A 22,390-nucleotide genomic window follows, 5' to 3' on the forward strand; every position below is an offset into this window, starting at 1 on the left:
GGCTCGGCTGGGTGCGCAGGGTGATAGTGAGGCCATGAACCTCGATGAGGATTTCCTCCGTGCCCTGGTACCGAGCTGGGTCCGGCGCCGCGTCTCTCTTGTGTCCGTGGCGTTGCGAAAGAGGCCCGTCAGCCCTCCAGGACGACGCCGTTCTCCTGAGCCAGGATCGCCGCCTGCACCCGCGACCGCAGCTCCAGCTTCGTCAGCACCCGCGAGACGTGCGTCTTCACCGTGGTCTCGCCGATGTGCAGCCGTGTGCCGATCTGCGCGTTGGACAGGCCGCCGCCCAGGCACGCCAGCACTTCGCGCTCGCGGTCGGTCAGCTCGTCGAGCCCGTCGGGGACGAGCGAGGGCTCGCGGGTCCCGGCGGCGAACGCGGCGATCAGCTTCCGCGTGACCTGCGGCGCGAGCACCCCTTCGCCCGCCGCGACCAGTTTCACCGCCTCGATCAGCCGCGACGCTTCCACCGATTTCAGCAGGAACCCGGCCGCGCCGGCCCGCAGCGCGGCGTGGACGTACTCGTCGAGGTCGAAGGTGGTCAGCACGAGGACCTCGCACAGACCTTCCGCGGTCAGTTCCCGCGTGGCCGCGATGCCGTCGACGCCGGGCATCCGGACGTCCATCAGCACGACATCCGGCTTCAGCGCCTTCGCCTGGCGGACGGCGGTGGCGCCGTCCGCGGCCTCGCCGATCACCTCGATGCCCTCGGCGTTGCCGAGGATCATCATCAACCCGGCGCGGATCGCGCCGTGGTCGTCGGCGACCAGCACTTTGATGTTCCCGTCGCTCAAGTCCCCTCCAGAGGCAGTTCGGCGCGGACCAGCCAGCCACCGCCGGTCGGCCCGGCGGCGAGGGTGCCGCCCACCGCGGCGGCGCGTTCCCGCATGTTCAGCAGGCCGAGTCCGGTCCCGCCGTCGTCCCCCGAGCCGGAGCCGGGACGGAGATCGTTGCGCACTTCGACGGTGAGTATGCCGCCGTCCGCACGGATGTCGAGCACGGCCCGGCCACCCGCGGCGTGTTTGGCCGCGTTGGTCAGCGCCTCCTGCGCGATCCGGTACGCGGTCAGGTCGACCGCGGCGGGCAGGTGCGGGGACAGGTCCGGCACGGAGCCGACCTCGACCTCCAGCCCGCTCGCCCGCGCCGATTCGACCAGTTTGGACAGTTCGGCGAGCCGGGCGGGCGCGGTCGTCTCGAAGTCGGTGTCCCCTGTGGAGGGATCCGCGCGCAGCAGCCCGATCATCGCGCGCATCTCGTCCAGCGCGCTCACACTGTTCTCCCGCACCGATTCCAGGACCTTCCTGGACAGTTTCGGGTCGGCGCTCGCCATCGACAGCGCGGCCTCGGACTGGATCGCGATCGCCGAGAGATGCCCGGCGATGACGTCGTGCAGATCCCGCGCCATCTTCGAGCGTTCGCCCGCCACGGCGGCCTTGCGGTCCAGCTCGCCGATCGTGGCCAGCTGCACGGCGTTCGCCCGCTCGCTGTCGGCGATGTCCCGCTGCTGGCGCACGTTGGCCGCCCACCACACCGGGGTGACCAGGAACGGCAGGAGGGCGAACGCGGCCAGCACCGCCATACGCCACTGATCGGCGAAGATGAGCGCCAGGCAGACCACCGCGAGTGTCCCGATCGCGGCGACGGCGATCATCAGCCTGCTGGTGCGCCGTGAACCGTAGAGCGTCGTCGCGTAGAGGAAGTCGGTGAAGACGATGAGGATCGGCAGCGACGGGCCGAGCGTGATGTCCACGGCGAGCACGGCGAGCGCGCAGATCAGCGCCAGCGGGATCTTGCGGCGCAGCATCTCCAGCGCGCAGATCACGGTCAGTTCGGTGAGCCGGATCCACAGCGGCGTGTCGTCGCGGCCCGCCAGCAAAATCTGCATCCCGCTCACGTAGACCAGCACGCCGAGGACCCACGTGCCGAAGGCGATGACGAGGTCCTGTTTCCATTCGGCGAGGTGGTTCAGGCGCGGGACGAACGTGGGCACCGCCCCATCCCAGCACACCCGGACGCGCGGCGGGGTCCTACTAACTGATGACGGTGATCTCGGTCCGTACGCCGACGCGGAGGACCTGGGTGTTCCGCGAGGCTTACCCCGTGAACAAGATCTGGGACTTCATCGCGGAAAACCCCATGGCGGCCGTGGTCGCCGGCGGGGAGATCGGCTTCTGGGTCGCCATCGTCGCCGGCCTCGTGGCCCGCTACCTGCTCAAGCTGAAGCGGACCAGTGTGTTCCTGCTGCTCCTGACCCCGGTGATCGACCTGGTCGTGCTGGTCGCGACGGTCATCGACCTGCGCAACGGCGCCACGGCGAACTTCGTGCACGGCCTCGCCGCGGTGTACCTGGGCTTCAGCGTGGTGTTCGGCCACTCGATGATCAAGTGGGCCGACGTGCGCTTCGCCCACCGGTTCGCGGGCGGGCCGCCACCGCCGCCCAAGCCGACCGGCCGGGCGAAGCTGCGCTCCGAATGGCGTGACTGGTTCAAATGCGTGCTGGCCTGCGGGCTCGCCTCGGGTGTGCTGCTCCTGCTGATCTTCATGGTCGGCGACACCGATCAGGTCGCGCCGCTGTGGGACTGGCTGCCGAGGATGGGGGTCGTGACGGCCATCTGGTTCGCCACCGGTCCGCTCTGGCAGGAGTTCTCCAAGAACGACGACCGGGTCAAGGAAGGGGCTCGACGATGATCGAACTGCTGGGAATCCTCCTGCTGGTACAGGGCGGGGGCGGACTGATCAACCGGCTGCTGGGCAGCACCAATCCGAGCTGGTTCGTCCAGCTCCACGTGCTCCCGCCGGGGATGCACGTCGTGGCGAGCGCGCTGATGGTGGCCGCGGGCGTCGGGCTGCTGTTCGCCGAACGCTCCCGCAAGCAGCGCCGCCGGTCAGAGTGAGACGAGCACCTGGAGGACCCCGAGGACGATGGTGACGACCGTCAGCACGACGGTCACCACGGTGAGCCGCGTGACCCGCGAGCTCACCGTGTTCTCGTAGGAATACCTGGTCTCCTCGTCCATCGCCTCGGCCTGGCGGTCGAGCTGGGCGATGATCCGCTCCACGCCCATGCTGGTGACCAGCCGCCGCTCCAGCGAGTCGATCTCGGGCGGGAGCACCGAATGCAGCATTTCGAGGATGTCGTCGAGCGAGCCCCGCAGCAGCCGGGTGCGGCTCCCGGCCTGCTTCATCGACGCCAGCCACTGGTCGGCCAGCGCCATCCGGATCAGGACCCGTTCGAGGATGAAGAGCATCCCGTGGTCGAGCCCGCCGATGTCGGTGTCGATGCCGAAGTACGGCTCGGCGGCGCCGAACGGGCCGCGCATCAGCTCGTCCTGCTGTGCGACGTAATCGGAATCCTTGCTGTTGAGGCAGACGATCCCGCCCGCCATCGTGTAGGCGGCGACGAACGACCGCGTGCCCCACGACGGCCCGAGCGCCTCCCTGGCGACCTCGCGGGGCACGAACCGCCAGCCCTCGTCGCTGGTCGCCATCCCGTAGAACGGCCGGGGATCGGCGGCGACCCGCTGGGCGGGCGGATGCCCGTCGTGGGAGCGCAGTTCGACGCACCAGCCCTTGCGGCCGAGCCCTTCGGTCAGGCCGCAGCCCCTGGTGAGGTCCTCGAAGATGTGGGTGACGGCCTTGAGCAGTGAGGGAAAGGACTTCTCGCCGTAGCCGCCGTGCAGCCCGTCCGACCCGTTCGCCGTCTCGCGGCCTTGCAGGCTCTGCAGGACGGCGATGGCGAGATCGAACTCGGCGGCGGGGCCGTCCGCCGCCTGACCGGTGATCGTGGTGGCGAGGACCAGCGTCATCGCGTGATAGGCCGGATGCCAGGTGACGACGAGTTCACACGGCAGGCTGACCTCGCCGATCCGGATCGACAGCCGGGAGCCGCCGGTGCGTTTGCGCAGCACCCGGCGTCGTGGCGGGGTCGTGTAGCTGGCCAGGAAGTTCTCCGCGGCCGTCCACTCCTCGCCGAGTTTCCCGTCGAGGTGGGCCAGCAGCCCGCGGTCCCGGCCGCCGTCCAGCACCTTCTCCGCCTCCCGTTCGGACAGCGGGACCGCCCAGGCGAAGGTGAGGAGGACCGCGCTCATGCGCGGCGCAGCAGGGTGATCAGGTCCCGGCCGAGGTGACGGCGCAGCGGGCCGGAGGCGTTGACCAGTTCGTCGCGGTCGATGTGCTCGTCGGCGGGACCGAGATCGTCGAGGACGTGGTAGGTCCACTCCCAGTCGGTGCGCCAGCCCGCTTCGGCCGCTTCGGCGGCGACCTCCGCCGGGTCGAGGTAGCGCACCGGGAGCGCCGGGCCCGCCTCGTCACGCAGTGCTGTGTCGAACTCTTCGCGGGACACGCGCCGCGAGCGGACCTCGCCGTCGGCTTCGACGCTGTCGAGGCTGAACGCGCCCCGCCCGATCGGCGACCGGCTGTAGGCCAGCACCAGAGTGCCGCCGGGCGCGGTGACCTCGGCCAGCCGCCGCAGGATCGGCGCGACGTCCGGCGTCGGCACGTGCTGGACGACGTGACTGCACAGCACGAGGTCGTACGGGCCGCCGTCGAGTTCGGTGATCGGCGAGACGGCGAAGGAGAACCCGGTGCCCTCGACGACGGTCTCACGGGCCTTCGCCAAGCGGTCCGGGTCGGGGTCCGCGGCGGTGACGTCGGCCGAGAACCGGGCGAGCCAGGGGAGCAGCCGGCCTTCCCCGCACCCGGCGTCGAGCGCCTTGACCTCTTCGCGCCGGCCGAGGGACGCGGCGAGCTGTCCGGCGACCTTCCCGAGGGCGCGGTCCTCGCTGGCCGACCAGTAGCCGTCGTAGGGCTCGTGCCGTCGGATGAACATCCCGGTGACGTGGTCGCCGGTGTCCGGGTAGCGGTAGCTCTCGGTCAGCACAGTCGCGAATATAGCCCGGATTCACGGGTTCTCCGGTGCTGTTCCGGGGGAATTCCGGCTGAGCGAGGACTTTCGGTGTCCTGAGGTGGTTTGTATCGAAAGTATGCGCGCGGCGGGGAGGCTCGCGGGCATGAAGAGGCTGGGACTGCTCGCTTCGCTCCTGCTGGTGTTCACGCTCATCCCCGGGGTCGCCTCCGCCGCGGCCGCCTTCCCCCGGATGGACGCTGCCACGGTCGACGGCTTCCGCTGGACGTCCGGGACGACGTTCGACACCTACGGCGCGCGGATCGCCGCCCTGGAAAAGCAACTCCCGGCACGCGGCCTGCCGGAGATCCTGTCGTCGGCGAACCGGAAGGCGCGGCCGCTGTGCCATGGCACGTATCTCGCGGCGGCGCTGAAACCGGCGGGCTTCTGCTGGGAAGACGCCAACGACGACAAGACCAACGACTGGATCCCGCAAGGACTGACCGGATCCGGCGACGCCGACGCGGCGACCGGGAAGGTCGGCGGCAAGCGGGTCGTGGCGACGTCCTGGCACACCCCCGGCGACACCATGGTCCGTCTGTCCTTTGTGGACGCGACCGGGCTGGGTTACCGGCACGTGCTGCTCGTCGAACCGACGTCGGACGACAACTTCGCCGTCGTGCAGGGACACGGGCACGGTATGACCTGGATCGGGAACCGGCTGTTCGTCGCGACCACCGGGGGAGTGGTGCGGGTCTTCGACACGACGCGTTTCTGGAAGGTCGACGACAGTTCGGGCGTCGTCGGGAAGGGCCCGGACGGCAAGTACCACGCGGCGTTCTACGACTACGCGATGCCGCAGATCGGCGCGTACTGGTATCCCGGCGGCGGTGCGTGCACCAACGCTCCCGGGCCGCGGCCGTGTCTCTCGACGATGTCCTTCGACCACGGTGACGGCTCGATCGTGACCTCCGAGCACATCCCGAACGCGGCGGGAAGCCGGGTGCTGCGCTGGCCGTTCGACCGCGCGACCGGCCTGCCCAAGGTGTCGGCCGACGGCACCGTGCACGCGAAGGAAGGGTTCGTGTCGCCGGTGTGGGGCATGCAGGGAGCGGTGGCGCGCAACGGATACTTCGTGATGACCGGCGTGTGCCCGGAGTACGCCGGGGTGGCGGGCGACCATCCGTCCTGCCTGCACGGCGGGGTCGGCGGCACTTCGACGTCGCGGCTGAGCGGCAAGGCGCCGGTGAACTCGCAGAACCTGTCGTACTGGCCGGCGACGGGGGAGCTGTGGCTGATGAACGAGCAGCTCCGGGAACGGGTGACCGTCCACGTCCCGTGGACGACCCTGACCGGCCGCCCCTGAAACGCGTTTCGTCCTCTAAATGCTGTCGTTCCGTGAAGGACTCCTTGAGGGACCCAGAGTCCCTCAAGGAGTCCTTCACGGAACGGTGGGGTTCAGGGGGCGAAGTCCCAGCGGGTGGCGCCGTGCGGTTCGGCGCCCGCGACGCCGATGGCGCGGCGCAGGGTGAGGCGGTACAGGTGCCAGGGCGCCGGGCCCGCGCTGGGCGCGCTGAAAGGAGCCGTGAGCGCGTCGCCCTCCACCGAAGCGGGCCAGCCGCCGGTCCGGTAGACCGCGGCCACGGTCTCCAGCGTCGCGGCGTCGGTGACCCGGTGCGCCTCGCCTTCCAGCGTGAGGTCGATACCCCGCAGGCGCACCGAAACGGAGCACGCCGGGTTCACGGCCAGGTTGCGGGAGCGGCGGGTGCCGGGACCGCCCTTGAAGTACAGGGCGTCGTCCACCCAGACCGCTCCGACACCCGCCGAATGCGGACGCCCGTCGGGCCGGACGGTCGTCACGAAGAAGGTCAGGTCGGCGGTGGGGGTGTCCTCGGCGAGGATGTCGCGCGGGCGGCTCCACGGCAGTTCCGCGGAGCCGTAGCGGTCGAGGTTCTTGGTCGCGTGAGGTTTCGTCATACCCACGCGTCGAACGGGCGGGCCGGGAATCGACACCGGACGCGAAAAACCCCGCCACCGAAACGGTGACGGGGTCTTCCGTGAGCCTGGGATCAGTCCAGGTAGTCGCGCAGGACCTGCGAACGCGACGGGTGACGCAGCTTCGACATCGTCTTCGACTCGATCTGCCGGATGCGTTCACGGGTCACCCCGTACACCTGGCCGATCTCGTCGAGCGTGCGCGGCTGTCCGTCGGTGAGGCCGAACCGCAGCCGCACCACACCCGCCTCACGTTCGGACAGGGTCTGCAGCACCGACTGGAGCTGGTCCTGCAGCAGCGTGAACGACACCGCGTCGACCGCGACGACGGCCTCGGAGTCCTCGATGAAGTCACCGAGCTGCGAGTCGCCTTCGTCGCCGATGGTCTGGTCGAGCGAGATCGGCTCGCGGGCGTACTGCTGGATCTCGAGGACCTTCTCCGGGGAGATGTCCATTTCCTTCGCGAGCTCTTCGGGAGTGGGCTCGCGACCGAGGTCCTGCAGCAGTTCGCGCTGTATACGGCCGAGCTTGTTGATGACCTCGACCATGTGCACCGGGATACGGATGGTGCGGGCCTGGTCGGCCATCGCGCGGGTGATCGCCTGCCGGATCCACCAGGTGGCGTACGTGGAGAACTTGTAGCCCTTGGTGTAGTCGAACTTCTCGACCGCGCGGATCAGACCGAGGTTGCCCTCCTGGATCAGGTCCAGGAACGCCATGCCACGGCCGGTGTAGCGCTTGGCCAGCGAGACCACGAGCCGGAGGTTCGCCTCCAGGAGGTGGTTCTTCGCCCGCTCACCGTCGCGCACGATCCACTTGAGGTCGCGCCGCATCTGGGTGACGAGCTTCTCGCCCTCCTCCTCGGCGTTGCGGACGCGCTCGGCGGCGTAGAGCCCGGCCTCGATGCGCTTGGCGAGCTCCACCTCCTCCTCGGCGTTCAGCAGGGCGACCTTGCCGATCTGCTTGAGGTACGCGCGGACCGAGTCGGCCGAAGCGGTGAGCTCGGCGTCCTTGCGGGCCTGGCGCAGCGCCTCGGACTCCTCCTCGTCCCAGACGAAGTCCGGGTTGTCGGAGGACTTGCCGGCGTTCTTGTCGGTCGACGTGCGGCGTCCGCGGGCGGGCGTCTCTTCGACGTCCTCCTCGGACTCCGCGTCCTCTTCCGTCTCCTCGGTGACGGAAGCGTCGACGACGTCGACCTCGACCTCTTCGAGATCGGACAGATCCGGGGTTTCGAGGTCGGCTTCGTCGAGCTCGCCGGGACCGTCTTCCGGATCGCCGTCTTCGGTCTTGGCGCCCTTGGTGGTGGGTTTCTTGGCCGGAGCCTTCTTCGCCGGGGCCTTCTTCGCGCCAGCCGCCTTGGCGGCGGTCTTGCGCGCCGCGGGCTTCGCCGCGTCGGTGGCTGCCTCGTCGGCCGGCTCGCCGGCTGCGGTCGCTGTCTTCGTCCCGCTTCGGGTTGCGGTTCTTGCGGCTGCCACTTACGCCCTTTCGCAGCGGTCGATCATGACGAGCCGAGGCGTGATGGTCTCGGCTGCCTCAAACTTCGGGGAACACCCCTCGGCCTGCGGTTTCCCTCTGTCTCGTGGGTGCCGCCGCCGTGGGCCGTGTTCCATTGTAACGACGATACGTGACAGCGTCGCGGCGCAACCCACCAACCGGCGGGCGCGACACGCCGTCCGACCCGCCGAAGTGACATCCGCGGCGCGGGTGTCAGCATGGTCGCGTCAGTGCTCGATGCCCTCCGCGGCGGCGGCCGCCGCGCCGACGATGCCCGCGTTGTTCTGCAGGGACGCGACGATGACCGGCGTGCGGATCTTCAGCAGCGGGACCCACTTGTGCGACTTCTTGCTGACCCCGCCGCCGACGATGAACAGATCCGGCCAGATCAGGTTTTCCAGCACGGAGAGATACCTGTTCACCCGTTCCGCCCATTCGGGATACGAGAGGTCCTCGTTGTCCTTCACCGACGCCGCGGCCTTCTTCTCCGCGTCGAAGCCGTCGACCTCGATGTGGCCGAACTCCGTGTTGGGTACGAGCTTGCCGTCCTGGAAGACCGCGCTGCCGATGCCGGTGCCGAAGGTCAGCAGCGCCGTCACGCCGCGCCGCGCGACCGGATCGCCCCAGCGGATCTCGGCCATCCCGGCGGCGTCCGCGTCGTTGAGCATCGCGACCTGGTCCACGCCGCGGCCGAGCCGCTTGGCGAACAGGGCGTCGGCGTCGGTGCCGATCCACTTGCGGTCGATGTTGGCCGCGGTGTGCGCGACGCCCTTCTTCACCACCGCGGGCAGGGTGACGCCCACCGGGCCGTCCCAGCCCGCCTGGCCGGTGATCTCCGCGACCACGTCCGCCACCGCCTCGGGCGTGGACGGCTTCGGCGTGTCGATGCGGATCCGGTCGCCGATCAGCTGCCCTTGCGCCAAGTCCACCAGCGCGCCCTTGATCCCGCTGCCGCCGATGTCGATACCGAAACCTCGGGTCGCCTCCACCACGGACGTGGTCCCTTCTCGCACGATTCAGAAGCCTGCCTCGGAGACTTTAACCGGATGTGGTGACATGGCGGACGTGGGAGTTGACGAGACGTTGCTGAAGAGTGTCGCCGAGCGTGTCGCGGGCGAGGCCGCCGAACTGGTCCACGAGGCCTGGACCGGGATGAACGCGGGCCGGGAGGTGCGGGTGGACACCAAATCCGCCGACACCGACGTGGTGACCGCGGTGGACCACGAGTCGGAACGGCTGGTGCGCGCCCGGCTCGCCGAACTGCGCCCGGACGACGCCGTGCTGGGCGAGGAGGGCGGCGGGACCGCCGGAGACGGGGTGACCTGGGTGGTCGACCCGATCGACGGGACGGTGAACTTCCTCTACGGGCTGCCGTGGTTCGCCGTGTCGGTGGCCGCTCAGGTCGACGGCGTGTCGGTGGCGGGCGCCGTCGTCGAACCGGTCAGCGGTCGCCGCTGGACCGCCGCGCGCGGGCAGGGCGCGTTCCTGGACGGGCGGCCGCTGTCGGTCAACGCCCCGGACCGGCTCGACCTGACGCTCGTCGGCACCGGCTTCGCCTACAAGGTCGAACGGCGGACGAAGCAGGCGCGGTTCGTCGCCGAGCTGGCGACGCGGGTGCGGGACGTCCGGCGCAACGGGGCGGCCTCACTGGACCTGTGCGCCGTCGCGGCGGGTTGGCTGGACGCCTACGTCGAACACGGCCTCGGACGCTGGGACTGGGCCGCTGGGGCGCTCATAGCCGCCGAAGCGGGCGCCTCGGTGTCGAGGCCGGGGGAGGACGCCGAGCTGGGGCCGGACGCGACGTTCGCGGTGGCGCCGTCGATCGCGACACCGCTGCGTCAGGCGCTGATCGACTCGGGCGTCGGCACGATCTGAGGGAAGGTCAGCAGGGCGCTTCGCGGGCGGCCTTCAGCAGCGCCTGGTCGATGACCGGGGCACCGCCGCCCGCGGACTGCTCGCCGCCGCCGCTGCCCTGCTGCGCCTTCGACCACTGCGTGAGCTGGTCGAGGACCTTGCGGGCCTCCGCCTTCGGGCGGATGTCGCCGAGCAGGGTGCCGGTGGTGAGCGTGACCGAAGCGTCCTTGCGGTTGTCCTTCACCAGCTCGGCGCACGGGATCACCAGGCTCAGCGTCCGAGCGGCGGCCACGCCGTTCTCGCCGAAGCGGATCTGGCCGCGGCACTTGGCTTCGGCGTTCTTGTAGGCCGGGTCGCTGGCGGGTTCGAGGATCTGGGTGAAGCCCAGTTCCCGGAGCGTGTTGGTGGCGATGCCGCCCTGGCCGCGGACCTGGGAGCCGTTGAGCACCTGGACGGCGACCTTGTCGGGCGGCACCGGCGCGCGGTCGTCGAGACCGTCGTGCGCCAGCGGCGTGTAGGTGACGCCCTCCTGGGCGATGGGCGGAGGCGTGCAGCGGATCTTGGCGTCGATGTCGGCGTTGCTCGCCACGACGTTCACCCAGACGATCACGGCGCCGAGCGCCAGCACCCCGATGACGATGAGTGCGGGCAGCGGCTTGTGCTTGCGATACGGCCTCGCCCCGCGGTCCCCGATGCCGTTCCCCGACGCCACCTGCCAGTCCCTTCCCCAAAGCCCGGATCCCCGGACGGTGCTTCATCTCACCATCGTGTCCGATCAGCCTAGGCGTTGGCGGCGGAGGTGATCGGCGCGGGCCTCCGGATAGCACCACGCGATGGGCACTCCGGGCAAGCGGCCGGGCCCATGGGGTGAGGTACCCGACGCGGGGGCAACCCATTCGGACGACAGGCGTCTTGACAACGGCTTCATCCCCTTCCGCTCCCGGTTCCCCCTGTTGGGTGACGTAATCGCGGCAATGTCTGACTCGTTGCAGAGCCGGTATCGAGGTGAGCTACCCTTCGCGGGCTCAGGCGGCAGTAAGAGGCGCAAAAGAGAGACCTCGCTCACTGCCCAGCCGGGCACAAACAGGGGCGCTGGGACGTTAACCAGCGGCACGAAGGACTCACGAGCCGCGCGCTCATGGGTCCGGGCCATCTGACATCGAAGCATCGCAGGGGTGAGGGACTAATGGCGACCGACTACGACGCTCCGCGCCGCAGCGAAGCCGACGAGCTGGCCGAAGACTCGTTGGAAGAGCTGAAGGCACGGCGCAACGAAAATCAGTCCGGCGTCGTGGACGTCGACGAGGACGCGACCGCCGAGAACTTCGAACTGCCGGGCGCGGACCTCTCCGGACTTTCCGGGGAGGACCTGACCGTGAAGGTCGTGCCCAAGCAGGCCGACGAGTTCACCTGCTCCGTCTGCTTCCTGGTGCATCACCGCAGCAGGCTGGCGGAGGAGAGTGGCGGACGGCTCATCTGCCGCGACTGCGCCTGAGCCTACGGGCACAGGGGACGGCGCGACAGGGGTTTCGGGGACTGAACAGGAATAAGGGGGCCGGCCAGGTGGCCGGCCCCCTTTCCCATGCCCGGGGAGCGCTACTGCGAAGACTTCGAAGCGGGCCGGCGCAGCAGCGCCGCCACCTTCTCCGGATGCCGGGTGCTGAACAGCCAGTACGGCGTCGAGTCGCCGGGGTCGGTGAGCCAGACCCGCACGACCGGGCCGACCCAGCCCCGGTGCAGCACGAACGCGGCCGGATCGGCGTCCCGGCCGAGCGCCTTGCGCTTCGCGTCCTTGTCGATGACCTCGACGTCGCCGACGAACTTCAGCGGCAGGTGCGCGTCGCGCAGCCACAGCTCCGGTTCGGCGCCGCCGGTCACCTTCACCTTCGACCGGCCGAGCGAGATCATCAGCGCGATCACCGCGGGGATCAGCACCACGTACGGCAGCCAGCCGCGGAGCCCGGGATAGCCCATGTCGATCTCCGCCGCCAGCAACCCGCCGCCCAGCAGCGGCAGCGGCCAGCCCCACCACGGGACGTAGAGCCGCTCTGAATGCTCGACGGCGCTGCCTTCGGCCGTGTTCACGCTTTCACCCACGTGTTCAGGGTAGTCTCGCCGCCCGTGTCCACCGTTCAGGTACTGCTTTCCCGGATCGATCCTTCGGTCCCCCTCCCCGCCTACGCGCGCCCCGGTGACGCGGGCGCCGACCTCGTCACCACTTCGGATCTCGTGCTCGCGCCCGGCGAACGCGGCGTGGTCGGGACGGGCGTCGCGATCGCCCTGCCGCCCGGCTACGCGGGTTTCGTCCATCCGCGGTCGGGTCTCGCGGCCCGCGTCGGCCTTTCGGTCGTCAACACCCCGGGCACGATCGACTCCGGGTACCGCGGTGAGATCCGCGTCTGCCTGATCAACCATGATCTCTCCGAGAAGGTCGTGCTCACCCGCGGCGACCGGATCGCGCAACTGGTCGTGCAACGGGTCGAACAGGCCGAGTTCGTCGAGGTCGCCGAGCTCGGGGCCTCCGAGCGCGGCGATGGCGGGTATGGCTCCACGGGCGGACACGCCACACTGGGAGCCGGAGCCAGGGAAGGAACGGAGAACTAGTGGGGATTTTCGGACGCAAGCGCGCGAAGCCGAGCGGTCGGCACGCCGCGCCCGAGGTCGTGGAGCGTCCTGACGGCGGCAGCGACGACGTCGACGACACCGGCGAGGACATCGAGTCGCAGCTGTCGGAGACCTCCGACGGCCCGTTCGACCTCGCCGACGCGCCCGAGGACGGCATCCCGAGGATCGACCTCGGTTCGGTGAAGGTGCCGGTGCCCGACGGTTCCCAGGTCCAGGTCGAGATGGACCCGGAGAGCGGCGGCGTCCGCGCGGTGCACGTCGTGACCGAACAGGGCCAGATCACCGTCAGCGGCTACGCGGCGCCCCGGTCCGGCGGCCTGTGGAAGGACGTCAGCACCGAGCTCACCGAGCAGCTGCGGGCCGACGGCGCCAAGGTCTCGGTCGGCATGGGGGAGTGGGGGCTGGAGCTGTCCGCGATCGTCGGCGACGTCGCCTTGCGGTTCGTCGGGGTCGACGGCCCGCGCTGGATGCTCCGCGGCGTCATCGCCGGGCCGCAGTCGCAGGCGTCGCAGGCGCCCGCGGTGCTGCGGGACATCGTGCGGCACACCATCGTCGACCGCGGTGACGCGCCGATGCCGGTCCGCACCCCGCTGACCATCACGCTGCCCGACGCCGTCGCGCAGCACATCGCCGAGCAGCAGGGCTAGTCTGTCGCGCGCTGACGAAAAGCGCGCCGAAGGGGCGTCGTTCCGTACACAACTCACGTTGGGTACGGAGGCGCCCCTTCATCCCGTTTTCGTGGGCCTTCGGCCCGAAAGAGGGCGCGCGACGGTGAAGTCTCCGTCGGGCGCGGGGCGCCCTTGGGGAGACCGTGCGCCACCGGTCGCCCTGCCGACGCCGGGTTAGCGGTTCCGTGCCCTCAGCCAGGCCAGCACGGTCGCCCGGCCCAGGGACTCCCGGTCCGCGCCGAGGGCGGTGAGCGTCGACTCGCCGACCTCGGCGCGCGGCAGGGCCTCCGCCCACGCGCGGGCGACGTCCGCCGGGTGGATCGGGTCGTCCACGCACGTGCCGATCCCGGCGGGTACGTCGAGGCCCTCGAGGTCATCGAGAGACGGCGCGGGATGGGACGCGGCCGTCCGCAGGCCCGCCGCCAGACCGTCACCGTGCCGTCGCCACGCGCGGCCGAGTTCCGCGGCGAGCCACTCCGGGACGCCGTCCGACGATTTCGCCAGTGCGCCGTCGACCCCGTTCTCGGCCACCAGATCCGCTGACAGCCGCGCGGCGAGCGACGCGGGTGCTCGCCCGGCCGGGCCGTTCCAGGCCGGGAGCGCGGCCAGCAGGCCGGTGCAGCGGCCCGGATTGCGGACCGCCCACTCCGCCGAGAGGTGCGCGCCGAACGAGATGCCGCCGACGAGCAGCGGACCGTGCTCGCCGGACAGCCTGTCCAGCTCCGCGAGATAGCCGTCGGCGAGCCGGTCTCCCGGGGGCGGCGGCGGGGCGAGCAACCGGACGCCGAGCGCCCGCAGCGGACCGGAGAACACGCCGCGCACGAACACTTCGTCGGACCCGGTGCCGGGGAGTACTACCGCCGTCGTAGGCGGAATAGCGGAGGTCACGTTGCGATCTTCTCCCAAACAGGTTGTCCTGGTCCGGACACAGTTACGCTGGATCACGCACGGGCCGTTCAGTCGGGGGCCCCGGAGCACAGGAGCACCGTTATGCCCGCCAAAGACGGCGGCTACTTCAGCCGGTTGGTTCGCAAGCTGACCAGCGACGTCGAGGATCTCGACGCCGACGATCTGTCCGAAAAATCCGAGGCCGGCGGCGCGCAGCGCGCCTGCGACTGCCGGTCGGGCGAAGAGGTGACAGTGCTCGGCAGACTCCGCAGCGTGGAGCTCTGCCCGACCAACGAGGCGGCGACCCTGCAGGCCGAGCTGTTCGACGGCACACAGGGTGTGACGCTAATCTGGCTCGGACGCCGCCGGATCCCCGGGATCGAACCCGGGCGAACCATCAAGGTGCGCGGCCGGATGGCCGAACGTGATGGTCAGAAGGTGCTTTACAACCCCTATTACGAACTTCAGAGCCCTGTGAGTTGATCCCGCATCGTGACTGAATCCGCCGGCGGCGAGCAGAAGAAGACCGGGGAACCGGACGACGACAACAAGCCGCAGCCCACCCTGCTGGAACAGATGGGCGGGCTGTCGGGACTGTTCTATTCCTCGCTGCCGGTCATCGTGTTCGTCATCGCGAACGCGATCTTCGGCCTGACGGTCGGCATCTGGGCCGCGGTCGGCAGCGCGGTGGCGATCACCGTGCTGCGGATCGTGCGCAAGGAGCCGCTGCAGCCCGCGATCTCCGGGTTCTTCGGCGTGGCGATCGCGGCGTTCATCGCGTACCGCACCGGTTCGGCCAAGGGCTTCTTCCTGTTCGGCATCTGGACGAGCCTGGTCTATTGCGGCGTCTTCGTGCTGTCGATCATCGTGCGCTGGCCGCTCGCCGGCGTGGTGTGGAACGCGCTCAACGGCAGCGGCCACGCCTGGCGCAAGGACAAGAAGTCGCTGATCTCCTACTCGATCGCGACCGGCGCCATGGCGCTGATCTTCGGCGCCCGGTTCGTCGTGCAGCGCTGGCTGTACGACGAGGACTACACCGGCTGGCTGGCCTTCGCGAAGATCGCGATGGGCTACCCGCTGTACGCGCTCGGCCTGCTCGCCGTCGTCTGGGCGGTGCGGCGGTCGGACAAGCACCTCAAGGCTCTCGCGGAGGAAGCGCCCGCCGAGGAGACCGACGCCGAGGTCGAGGCCCGCCTGCGGGAGAAGTACGCGCAGGCGCCCGTCACGGAGAACTAGCCTCAAGTGTCAGGAAAGGGTCGTTCAGGACGTTTTGCGTCCTGAACGACCCTTTCCTGACATCTCGGCCTCAGTACCCCAGCGCGGTGCGGATCTCCGGCTCCACGTCCGACGTCGCCACGAACAGCAGCTCGTCGCCCGGCTCCAGCGGATCCTCGGGCTGCGGCACGATCACCCGGTCGCCGCGCAGGATCGTCACCAGCGCCGCGTCCCTCGGCAGGTTGATCTCGCTGACCGCCTTGCCCGCCAGCGGGGTCTCCTCCGGGAGGGTGAGTTCGACGAGGTTCGCCTGGCTCTGCCGGAACGTCATCAGCCGCACCAGATCGCCGACGCTCACCGCCTCCTCGACCATCGCCGCGAGCATCCGCGGGGTCGACACGGCGACGTCGACGCCCCAGGCGTCGTTGAACAGCCATTCGTTGGCCGGGTTGTTCACCCGCGCCACCACCCGGCGCACCGCGAACTCGGTCTTCGCCAGCAGCGACACCACCAGGTTCGCCTTGTCGTCGCCGGTCGCGGCGATCACGACGTCGCACTGCTCGATCCCGGACTCCTCCAGGATCGACACCTCGCACGCGTCGCCCAGCACCCAGTCCGCCTGCTCGACGGTGTGCGGTTCGAACTGGTCGGCCTCGCGTTCGATGAGCATCACCTGGTGACGCCCGTCGATCAGCTCCGCGGCGATCGACCGGCCGACCGCGCCGGCCCCGGCAATCGCGACCCGCATCAGTTCTCCTCTTCCGGTTCGCGAGCGGCGACGCTGGTCACGTCGCTGACGGTGCCTGATTTCGCGGCGACGTACACGACGTCGTCCGCCTGGATCACGGCCTTGGTGTCGGGCAGGACGGCGGTGCCGAACCGCATGATGAACGCGACCCGCGCACCGGCGGTCTCCTGCAGTTCGCGCACGCTGCGCCCGACCCAGCCCTCATGCAGGGGGAGCTGCAGGAGCGCCACGCTGCCGGAGGGGTCCCGCCACTCCGAGGCGACGCCGTCGGGCAGCAGGGTGCGCAGGAACCGGTCGGTCGTCCACGGCACGGTCGCCACGGTCGGGATGCCGAGCCGTTCGTAGACCGCCGCGCGCTTGTGGTCGTAGATCCGGGCGACGACCTTGTCGACGCCGAAGTTCTCCCTGGCCACGCGAGCCGAGATGATGTTGGAGTTGTCGCCGCTGGACACCGCCGCGAAAGCCCCCGCGCGTTCGATCCCGGCCTCGATCAGCACCTGGCGGTCGAAGCCGACGCCGACCACCTGCTGACCGTGGAAATCACTGCCGAGCCGCCGGAACGCCTGCTGGGTCTTGTCGATGATGGCGACTTCGTGCCCCAGTCGCTCCAGCGCCGCGGCAAGGGATGCGCCTACCCGGCCGCATCCCATGATCACCACGTGCACGCCCTGCCTCCTTCGTCGTCGGACGTTCACCCGTCCGCAGGTACCCAGACATACCAGCGCCGAACCTACCGTGGGGGTCGCCCGTTACTCTTCTGCGGTGTCGAAGTTCCCGACCGTATTGAAGCGGCTCGTCCTCGGACGTCCATTCCGGAGTGACCGCCTCTCGCATACGCTGCTGCCGAAGCGCATCGCGCTGCCGATTTTCGCGTCCGACGCGTTGTCGAGCGTCGCCTACGCGCCTGAGGAAATCTTTCTGACCCTCAGCGTCGCGGGCCTGTCCGCGTACGCGTTCGCGCCGTGGATCGGCGTCGCCGTCGCGCTCGTCATGCTGGTCGTGGTCGCGTCCTATCGGCAGAACGTGCACGCCTATCCCAGCGGCGGCGGTGACTACGAAGTCGCCAACACCAACCTCGGCGGCAAATTCGGTCTCACCGTGGCGAGCGCGCTGCTGGTCGATTACGTGCTCACCGTGGCGGTTTCGACGTCGTCCGGTGTCGCGAACATCGGTTCCGCCATTCCGTGGGTGGCGCAGCACAAGGTGATCGCCGCGGTCATCATCGTGGTCGTGCTGACCGCGCTGAATCTGCGCGGAGTGCGCGAATCGGGCAAAGCGTTCGCGATCCCGACCTACGGATTCATCATCGGCATTCTCGGCATGGTCGTCTGGGGCCTGATCGAGGCCGCTTCCGGCGCCGACATGCGCGCCGAGAGCGCCGATTTCGGACTGCACGAAGAAGCGTCCCTGACCGGTTTCGCGTTCTTCTTCCTGTTGCTGAGGACGTTCTCCTCCGGCGCCGCCGCGCTGACCGGGGTCGAGGCCATCAGCAACGGCGTCCCGGCGTTCCGGAAGCCGAAGTCGAAGAACGCGGCGACCACGCTGCTGATGATGGGCGTGCTCGCGGTCACGATGCTGGTCGGCATCATCACGCTGGCGATCATCACCGAGGTCAAGTTCGCCGAGCACCCGGAGACCCAGCTCTCCGGCGCGCCCGCGGGCTACGAGCAGAAGACGATCGTCGCGCAGATCGCGCACGCGGTGTTCGCCGACTTCACCCCGGGCTTCTACTACATCTCGTTCGTCACCGGGATCATCCTGCTGCTGGCCGCGAACACCGCGTTCAACGGTTTCCCGGTGCTCGGCTCGATCCTCGCGCAGGATCGGTATCTGCCGCGCCAGTTGCACACCCGCGGCGACAGGCTGGCGTTCTCGAACGGCATCCTGTTCCTCGCGGCTTTCGCGCTCGTGCTGATCATCGCGTTCGACGCCGAGGTCACCAAGCTGATCCAGCTCTACATCGTGGGCGTGTTCGTCTCGTTCACGGTGAGCCAGGCGGGCATGATCCGGCACTGGAACCGGCTGCTGTCCCGCGAAACCGACCCGACGGTGCGGCGGCGGATGCGGCGTTCGCAGACGGTCAACGCGATCGGTCTCACCATGACCGGCACCGTGCTGGTCATCGTGCTGGTCACGAAGTTCCTGCTCGGCGCCTGGATCGCCATCGCGGCGATGGTGGCCATCTACGCGCTGATGACCGCGATCCGCAAGCACTACGACCGGGTCGCCGAGGAATTGCGCGAGATGGACCGGAAACCGGCCGTATTGCCTTCGCGCAACCACGCGATCGTGCTGATCTCGAAACTGCACCTGCCGACCCTGCGTGCGCTTTCCTACGCCAAGGCCGTGCGGCCGGACGTCCTCGAAGCCGTCACGGTGAACGTGGACGACATCGAGACGCGCAAGCTCGTCCAGGAATGGGACGACCACAATTTCAAGGTGCCGCTGAAGGTCATCGAATCGCCGTACCGCGAGATCACGAAACCCGTGCTGGACTACGTGAAGCGCGTCCGCGGCGACAACCCGCGCAACGTGGTGACCGTGTTCATCCCCGAGTACGTCGTCGGGCACTGGTGGGAACAGGTCCTGCACAACCAGAGCGCGCTGCGGCTCAAGGGACGGCTCCTGTTCCAGCCCGGCGTCATGGTGACCAGCGTGCCGTGGCAGCTCGAATCGTCGGAAAAGGCGATCAAACGCGACCGGAAGGCGCGTCCGGCGGCGGGCGACGTCCGGCGCGGGTTCTCCCCGGTCGTCAAGCAACCCGAGAAAACGAAGGACAAGGCAGAATGAGTGTGGACGCGTCGACCGGCACCTGGCTCGGACGGACGATCGAGCTGGTGGTCGGCGCGGTGGCGCACGGCGGGCACTGCGTCGCGCGGGCGGAGGGCCGGGTCGTCTTCGTCCGGCACGCGCTGCCCGGTGAGCGGGTCCTGGCCTCGGTCACCGAGGACAAGGGCGGCTCGTTCTGCCGCGCCGACGCGATCGAGGTCCTGGAAGCGTCACCGGAACGGGTGGAGCCGCCGTGCCCCTTCGCGGCGCCGGGGGAGTGCGGCGGCTGCGACTGGCAGCACGCCACCCCGGGGTATCAGCGTGAGCTCAAGGCCGCGGTGGTCATGGAGCAGCTGAAGCGGCTGGCCGGGATCGACCGCGAGGTCGTCGTCGAGGCGCTCGACGGTGGCCCGCTGGACTGGCGCAGCCGGGTCCGGCTCGTCGCTGGCAAGGACGGCCGCGCGGGTTTCCGGGCGCACCACAGCCACCGCGTGATCCCGATCGACGACTGCCCGATCGCCGTCCCCGGCGCGTTGGACGACGTCGTGTCGCGCAACTGGCGGCCCGGCAGCGAAATCGAGGTCACCAAGGACGGCGAAGGCCAGGTGCACCTTCGCGACCTTTCGACGGTCCACGGGAAGACCCGGTCACGGCAGCTGACGGGCGGCCTCGCCGTCCAGCACGCCGCCGGCCGTGACTGGCGGCTCGACGCCCACGGCTTCTGGCAGGTCCACCCGGCCGCCGCGGACGCGCTCGCCGCCGTCGTCGCGGAATGGGCCGAGGCGCCGCGTGACGGCGTGGCGTGGGACCTCTACGCCGGTGTCGGCCTCTTCGCTTCGGTACTCGCTTCGCAGGTCGGCCCACGGGGACGTGTCCTGGCCATCGAGTCCGGCCGCCGCGCCGTGACCGACGGCGAGGAGAACCTGGCCGACCTCCCGCAGGTCCGCTGGCGCTCCGGCCGCGTCGAGCACCTGCTGGCCGACGCCCCGAAACCCGTCGACGTCGTCGTCCTCGACCCGCCGCGGAAGGGCGCCGGAAAGGCCGTCGTCGAGTCCATTGTGGAGGGCTCGCCGGACCGGATCGTCTATGTTGCCTGCGACCCGGCCGCGCTGGCCAGGGACATCGCGCTGTTCAAGGAGCACGGCTACGGATTGGTGGATTTGCGCGCTTTCGACGCTTTCCCGATGACGCACCACGTCGAATGTGTTGCCTTGTTGCAATAATGGTGTATTTGTAGACCGTCGGAATGGATTGGCTTCGTTCGCCTTGTCCGGGTGCCGGAGTGCTCGCTAGCTTGAGTTTCGATAAACGAAATCTCATGACGGCGGGGAAATCCTGATCCAGTGCTCCCTTCAATGCTTCCACCCGGTGTGACAGCGCAGGAGATCACCTATCGGAACGACCGGAAGCAAGTCATCTACACGGCGCCTTACGCATCCGAGGGGCCCCTGCTCACCCGGGATCTCCTGGGAAGGCAAGCGTGGATGTTCATGTACGCCCACTTCGTCTTCACCTGGGTCGAGGGCGCCATCCATGTTCAGGTCAGTCACGGAACCCTGGCGGGGCCGAAGATGCAGCTGTGGAAGGGCGTCAGTATTCCTGACTACTGGTCAGGGCCCGCGCTGGCCGAGTTCGGACAGGCCTGGGCGCTGAACCAGCTCTCCGGGAACCGGGGCACTCCTGCTGTTGTTTCCCGCTGATGGTCTTGGGACGACGCACGCAGCCCGAAGCGCCCGTCGCCGGTGCGGTGGTGGGCTCTTCGGGCTGTGCGGGTCAGGTGGCGGCGCGGTGGAGGATGTTGCGCCGGGGATGTCGTAGTGGGTCCAAGTATTGGGGCGGGATGAATTCCGGTATTCCGTCGGGCGCCATGCGGACTTGCCAGTCGTCGTGATGGACGAGCCGATGATGGAAGCCGCAGAGCAGGACCAGGTTCCGAAGATCTGTCGGTCCGCCCTCTGCCCAGTGGCGGATGTGGTGGGCGTGACAGTGCTTGGGTACCCGATGACAGCCGGGGAAGGCGCAGCCTCCGTCACGGATGTTCAGCGCCCGGCGTTGGCCGGGGTGACGAACCGTCTCATCCGCCCGACGTCGAGGGGTTCACCGGCGGCGCTGAGCACCACTGGGATCATCAGGCAGTCGCAGGCGGCGAGGCGTGCCTCGCGGGCGGTGATCTGGCCGACGAAGTCCAGGCAGGCTTTCCCGACCCCGGTTTTCAGCTCGTCCAGGCCGACGGTGACGTGCACGAGGGTCCGGTAGCCGGAGGTGCCGGGTTGGTCGGGGGCAGGCGATGGCGAGGTCGAGCAGTTCGGCCCAGGCGTCGCCTCTTCGCTGGGGCATGGTGCGATGGTCGGCCTGGCCGAAGTCGTCGACCGGCCGCCGCGCCCCGTACGCGTCCAACGCGGCCGCGGTCCGCGCTCCGGTCTCGGGATCGAGGAGCCCGGACAGCTTCCAGAAACCGTCTTTGCGGCGCTCGACGAACACCTCCCGGCGCGGCGGACCGGGTTTCGGGTCTTTCGGTTCGTCGCCGTCGGGGTCGAGGTGCGCGAGAAGGTCGTTACCGGCCTTGGTGATCTCTTTCGGCCCGGCTGCGCGGGCGAGGTCGGCGAGGATCTTCTCCGCGCCGTCGCGCTCTTCGGTGGGCACTTCGTCCGGGATCTTCCGGAGAATGTCGAGGATCGCGTCGATATGTTGGTCCCCGAGCGCGCCGTCCTCGGCCGCGGCGGCCGTCGCGGGTGCGAACACCGTCGCCTGCCCGCCGACCTCCGGAACAGGGTTGAGCGCCAGCGCCCGGTTCACCACGTCCTGCGCGTCACCCCTTGAAATCCGGGCCACGTCGGCGAACCATCGTGACGCGCTCCCGTAGCCGAACAAGTCTTCCGCGCCCCGCGACTCGACCTCCGCCAGGTACTTCCCCAACCCTGCCGAGGCCACCCGGATCACCTCCAGCAGGTGCGTCACGCCATGGGCAAGCTCCAGCTTGCCGGCGCGCCACAGCTCCTGCGGCAGTTCGGGAATGGTCGTCTCGGGCACGTCTCCATATTACCGAAATTGCCAGAATAATTGTTCGTAATTTTAAGCGACAATACAACAAGTGCAATTCATCGCCAACGGGTGAATTGCGCGACGGGCGCGGTGACGCTGAGCAAGGGGTGTGAGTGGCGATTCGGGTACTCCTGAGGGTAAATCAAGGAGCCTTTTGCCAACCTCACTCTGGACGGGTTGGGAGGAGTGCTCATGGAGTTTCGGGATGATGCTCTGAGCGGAGCAGGCCGTAGACGAGCACATCGACATAGT

General features: G+C 69.2%; 26 protein-coding genes. 12 read left to right on the top strand and 14 right to left on the bottom strand.

The window, feature by feature from the left end; translation table 11 throughout:
• Window positions 1-128: 128 nt before the first annotated feature.
• Entirely contained in the window at window positions 129-791 is a 663-nt protein-coding gene (locus tag AB0N89_RS38270; protein WP_005164501.1) for a response regulator transcription factor, read from the bottom strand.
• On the bottom strand, window positions 788-1,987 hold the full coding sequence (locus AB0N89_RS38275) for a histidine kinase (protein WP_364215687.1): 1,200 nt from the start codon (window positions 1,985-1,987) through the stop codon (window positions 788-790). The genes AB0N89_RS38270 and AB0N89_RS38275 overlap by 4 nt, the downstream gene beginning before the upstream one ends.
• Before the next feature lie 110 nt (window positions 1,988-2,097).
• Between AB0N89_RS38275 and AB0N89_RS38280 the strand changes: the two genes are divergently transcribed.
• On the top strand, window positions 2,098-2,685 hold the full coding sequence (locus AB0N89_RS38280) for a hypothetical protein (protein ID WP_364215690.1): 588 nt from the start codon (window positions 2,098-2,100) through the stop codon (window positions 2,683-2,685).
• Window positions 2,682-2,891, top strand: coding sequence for a hypothetical protein (locus tag AB0N89_RS38285; RefSeq protein WP_364215693.1), 210 nt, complete (start codon window positions 2,682-2,684; stop codon window positions 2,889-2,891). The genes AB0N89_RS38280 and AB0N89_RS38285 overlap by 4 nt, the downstream gene beginning before the upstream one ends.
• Here the strand turns inward: AB0N89_RS38285 and AB0N89_RS38290 are convergent.
• Window positions 2,883-4,085 carry a hypothetical protein gene (locus AB0N89_RS38290; protein ID WP_364215696.1) on the bottom strand — a complete coding sequence of 401 codons (1,203 nt, stop codon included), beginning with the start codon at window positions 4,083-4,085 and terminating at the stop codon, window positions 2,883-2,885. The genes AB0N89_RS38285 and AB0N89_RS38290 overlap by 9 nt on opposite strands.
• Window positions 4,082-4,876 carry a class I SAM-dependent methyltransferase gene (locus AB0N89_RS38295; protein WP_364215699.1) on the bottom strand — a complete coding sequence of 265 codons (795 nt, stop codon included), beginning with the start codon at window positions 4,874-4,876 and terminating at the stop codon, window positions 4,082-4,084. The genes AB0N89_RS38290 and AB0N89_RS38295 overlap by 4 nt, the downstream gene beginning before the upstream one ends.
• A 130-nt stretch (window positions 4,877-5,006) precedes the next feature.
• Here AB0N89_RS38295 and AB0N89_RS38300 point away from each other — a divergent pair, with 130 nt between their 5' ends.
• Window positions 5,007-6,206 (top strand): hypothetical protein, encoded by a 1,200-nt coding sequence (locus AB0N89_RS38300; protein ID WP_364215702.1) that lies wholly within the window; start codon window positions 5,007-5,009, stop codon window positions 6,204-6,206.
• Window positions 6,207-6,298: 92 nt separating this feature from the next.
• On the opposite strand, the gene AB0N89_RS38305 is transcribed toward AB0N89_RS38300, so the two are convergent.
• The 3 genes from AB0N89_RS38305 to ppgK all read right to left on the bottom strand — a co-directional run bounded on the left by AB0N89_RS38305 (window position 6,299) and on the right by ppgK (window position 9,318).
• Window positions 6,299-6,817, bottom strand: coding sequence for a pyridoxamine 5'-phosphate oxidase family protein (locus AB0N89_RS38305; protein ID WP_364215705.1), 519 nt, complete (start codon window positions 6,815-6,817; stop codon window positions 6,299-6,301).
• Between the two features lie 92 nt (window positions 6,818-6,909).
• Entirely contained in the window at window positions 6,910-8,310 is a 1,401-nt protein-coding gene (locus AB0N89_RS38310; RefSeq protein WP_364215708.1) for an RNA polymerase sigma factor, read from the bottom strand.
• A 246-nt stretch (window positions 8,311-8,556) separates the two neighbouring features.
• On the bottom strand, window positions 8,557-9,318 hold the full coding sequence (gene ppgK, locus AB0N89_RS38315) for a polyphosphate--glucose phosphotransferase (protein WP_364215745.1): 762 nt from the start codon (window positions 9,316-9,318) through the stop codon (window positions 8,557-8,559).
• Between the two features lie 67 nt (window positions 9,319-9,385).
• Between ppgK and AB0N89_RS38320 the strand changes: the two genes are divergently transcribed.
• A complete protein-coding gene (locus tag AB0N89_RS38320; protein WP_364215710.1) occupies window positions 9,386-10,204 on the top strand; it encodes an inositol monophosphatase family protein in 819 nt (272 codons plus the stop codon).
• A gap of 7 nt (window positions 10,205-10,211) precedes the next feature.
• Here AB0N89_RS38320 and cei read toward each other — a convergent pair whose 3' ends face one another.
• Window positions 10,212-10,895, bottom strand: a complete 684-nt coding sequence (cei, locus tag AB0N89_RS38325; RefSeq protein ID WP_364215713.1) for an envelope integrity protein Cei — start codon at window positions 10,893-10,895, stop codon at window positions 10,212-10,214.
• A gap of 474 nt (window positions 10,896-11,369) precedes the next feature.
• On the opposite strand from cei, the gene AB0N89_RS38330 reads away from it, so the two are divergent.
• Window positions 11,370-11,678, top strand: a complete 309-nt coding sequence (locus AB0N89_RS38330; RefSeq protein ID WP_005164528.1) for a DUF4193 domain-containing protein — start codon at window positions 11,370-11,372, stop codon at window positions 11,676-11,678.
• A 101-nt stretch (window positions 11,679-11,779) separates the two neighbouring features.
• On the opposite strand, the gene AB0N89_RS38335 is transcribed toward AB0N89_RS38330, so the two are convergent.
• The gene (locus tag AB0N89_RS38335) at window positions 11,780-12,280 is read right to left on the bottom strand and encodes a DUF3093 domain-containing protein (RefSeq protein ID WP_364215716.1); all 501 of its coding nucleotides are present in this window, start codon (window positions 12,278-12,280) and stop codon (window positions 11,780-11,782) included.
• A gap of 24 nt (window positions 12,281-12,304) precedes the next feature.
• On the opposite strand from AB0N89_RS38335, the gene dut reads away from it, so the two are divergent.
• Window positions 12,305-12,787, top strand: a complete 483-nt coding sequence (dut, locus tag AB0N89_RS38340) for a dUTP diphosphatase (RefSeq protein ID WP_364215719.1) — start codon at window positions 12,305-12,307, stop codon at window positions 12,785-12,787.
• Window positions 12,787-13,455: a DUF3710 domain-containing protein gene (locus AB0N89_RS38345; protein WP_364215721.1), complete on the top strand. Its 669-nt coding sequence runs from the start codon at window positions 12,787-12,789 to the stop codon at window positions 13,453-13,455. The genes dut and AB0N89_RS38345 overlap by 1 nt, the downstream gene beginning before the upstream one ends.
• A gap of 195 nt (window positions 13,456-13,650) precedes the next feature.
• Here AB0N89_RS38345 and AB0N89_RS38350 read toward each other — a convergent pair whose 3' ends face one another.
• Window positions 13,651-14,364 carry an alpha/beta hydrolase gene (locus AB0N89_RS38350; RefSeq protein WP_364215724.1) on the bottom strand — a complete coding sequence of 238 codons (714 nt, stop codon included), beginning with the start codon at window positions 14,362-14,364 and terminating at the stop codon, window positions 13,651-13,653.
• A gap of 102 nt (window positions 14,365-14,466) precedes the next feature.
• Between AB0N89_RS38350 and AB0N89_RS38355 the strand changes: the two genes are divergently transcribed.
• Window positions 14,467-14,847, top strand: coding sequence for an OB-fold nucleic acid binding domain-containing protein (locus AB0N89_RS38355; protein WP_020637383.1), 381 nt, complete (start codon window positions 14,467-14,469; stop codon window positions 14,845-14,847).
• A gap of 9 nt (window positions 14,848-14,856) precedes the next feature.
• Window positions 14,857-15,600: a DUF3159 domain-containing protein gene (locus AB0N89_RS38360; protein ID WP_364215727.1), complete on the top strand. Its 744-nt coding sequence runs from the start codon at window positions 14,857-14,859 to the stop codon at window positions 15,598-15,600.
• 70 nt (window positions 15,601-15,670) lie between these two features.
• On the opposite strand, the gene AB0N89_RS38365 is transcribed toward AB0N89_RS38360, so the two are convergent.
• Both AB0N89_RS38365 and AB0N89_RS38370 read right to left on the bottom strand, forming a co-directional pair.
• On the bottom strand, window positions 15,671-16,327 hold the full coding sequence (locus tag AB0N89_RS38365) for a TrkA family potassium uptake protein (protein ID WP_007033567.1): 657 nt from the start codon (window positions 16,325-16,327) through the stop codon (window positions 15,671-15,673).
• Window positions 16,327-16,992 (bottom strand): TrkA family potassium uptake protein, encoded by a 666-nt coding sequence (locus AB0N89_RS38370; protein ID WP_364215730.1) that lies wholly within the window; start codon window positions 16,990-16,992, stop codon window positions 16,327-16,329. Before AB0N89_RS38370 ends, AB0N89_RS38365 begins: the two co-directional genes overlap by 1 nt.
• A 97-nt stretch (window positions 16,993-17,089) precedes the next feature.
• On the opposite strand from AB0N89_RS38370, the gene AB0N89_RS38375 reads away from it, so the two are divergent.
• From AB0N89_RS38375 to AB0N89_RS38385, 3 genes are all read left to right on the top strand, one after another.
• A complete protein-coding gene (locus AB0N89_RS38375) occupies window positions 17,090-19,117 on the top strand; it encodes an APC family permease (protein WP_364215733.1) in 2,028 nt (675 codons plus the stop codon).
• The gene (locus AB0N89_RS38380; protein ID WP_364215736.1) at window positions 19,114-20,319 is read left to right on the top strand and encodes a TRAM domain-containing protein; all 1,206 of its coding nucleotides are present in this window, start codon (window positions 19,114-19,116) and stop codon (window positions 20,317-20,319) included. The genes AB0N89_RS38375 and AB0N89_RS38380 overlap by 4 nt, the downstream gene beginning before the upstream one ends.
• Before the next feature lie 267 nt (window positions 20,320-20,586).
• Window positions 20,587-20,796, top strand: a complete 210-nt coding sequence (locus tag AB0N89_RS38385; protein WP_364215739.1) for a hypothetical protein — start codon at window positions 20,587-20,589, stop codon at window positions 20,794-20,796.
• Between the two features lie 73 nt (window positions 20,797-20,869).
• On the opposite strand, the gene AB0N89_RS38390 is transcribed toward AB0N89_RS38385, so the two are convergent.
• Entirely contained in the window at window positions 20,870-21,139 is a 270-nt protein-coding gene (locus AB0N89_RS38390; protein WP_364215748.1) for an HNH endonuclease signature motif containing protein, read from the bottom strand.
• 54 nt (window positions 21,140-21,193) lie between these two features.
• Window positions 21,194-22,126 (bottom strand): DUF222 domain-containing protein, encoded by a 933-nt coding sequence (locus AB0N89_RS38395; protein WP_364215742.1) that lies wholly within the window; start codon window positions 22,124-22,126, stop codon window positions 21,194-21,196.
• Window positions 22,127-22,390 lie beyond the last annotated feature (264 nt).

Source organism: Amycolatopsis sp. NPDC089917 (assembly GCF_040684635.1).
GTDB lineage: Bacteria > Actinomycetota > Actinomycetes > Mycobacteriales > Pseudonocardiaceae > Amycolatopsis.

Excerpts from the sequence above, each read along its gene's own strand:
- AB0N89_RS38380 (WP_364215736.1), top strand. The coding sequence starts at position 19,114 with ATGAGTGTGGACGCGTCGACCGGCACCTGGCTCGGACGGACGATCGAG.
- AB0N89_RS38320 (WP_364215710.1), top strand. The coding sequence starts at position 9,386 with ATGGCGGACGTGGGAGTTGACGAGACGTTGCTGAAGAGTGTCGCCGAG.
- AB0N89_RS38385 (WP_364215739.1), top strand. The coding sequence starts at position 20,587 with ATGTACGCCCACTTCGTCTTCACCTGGGTCGAGGGCGCCATCCATGTT.
- AB0N89_RS38365 (WP_007033567.1), bottom strand. The coding sequence starts at position 16,327 with ATGCGGGTCGCGATTGCCGGGGCCGGCGCGGTCGGCCGGTCGATCGCC.
- AB0N89_RS38285 (WP_364215693.1), top strand. The coding sequence starts at position 2,682 with ATGATCGAACTGCTGGGAATCCTCCTGCTGGTACAGGGCGGGGGCGGA.
- AB0N89_RS38355 (WP_020637383.1), top strand. The coding sequence starts at position 14,467 with ATGCCCGCCAAAGACGGCGGCTACTTCAGCCGGTTGGTTCGCAAGCTG.
- AB0N89_RS38290 (WP_364215696.1), bottom strand. The coding sequence starts at position 4,085 with ATGAGCGCGGTCCTCCTCACCTTCGCCTGGGCGGTCCCGCTGTCCGAA.
- AB0N89_RS38305 (WP_364215705.1), bottom strand. The coding sequence starts at position 6,817 with ATGACGAAACCTCACGCGACCAAGAACCTCGACCGCTACGGCTCCGCG.
- AB0N89_RS38330 (WP_005164528.1), top strand. The coding sequence starts at position 11,370 with ATGGCGACCGACTACGACGCTCCGCGCCGCAGCGAAGCCGACGAGCTG.
- AB0N89_RS38300 (WP_364215702.1), top strand. The coding sequence starts at position 5,007 with ATGAAGAGGCTGGGACTGCTCGCTTCGCTCCTGCTGGTGTTCACGCTC.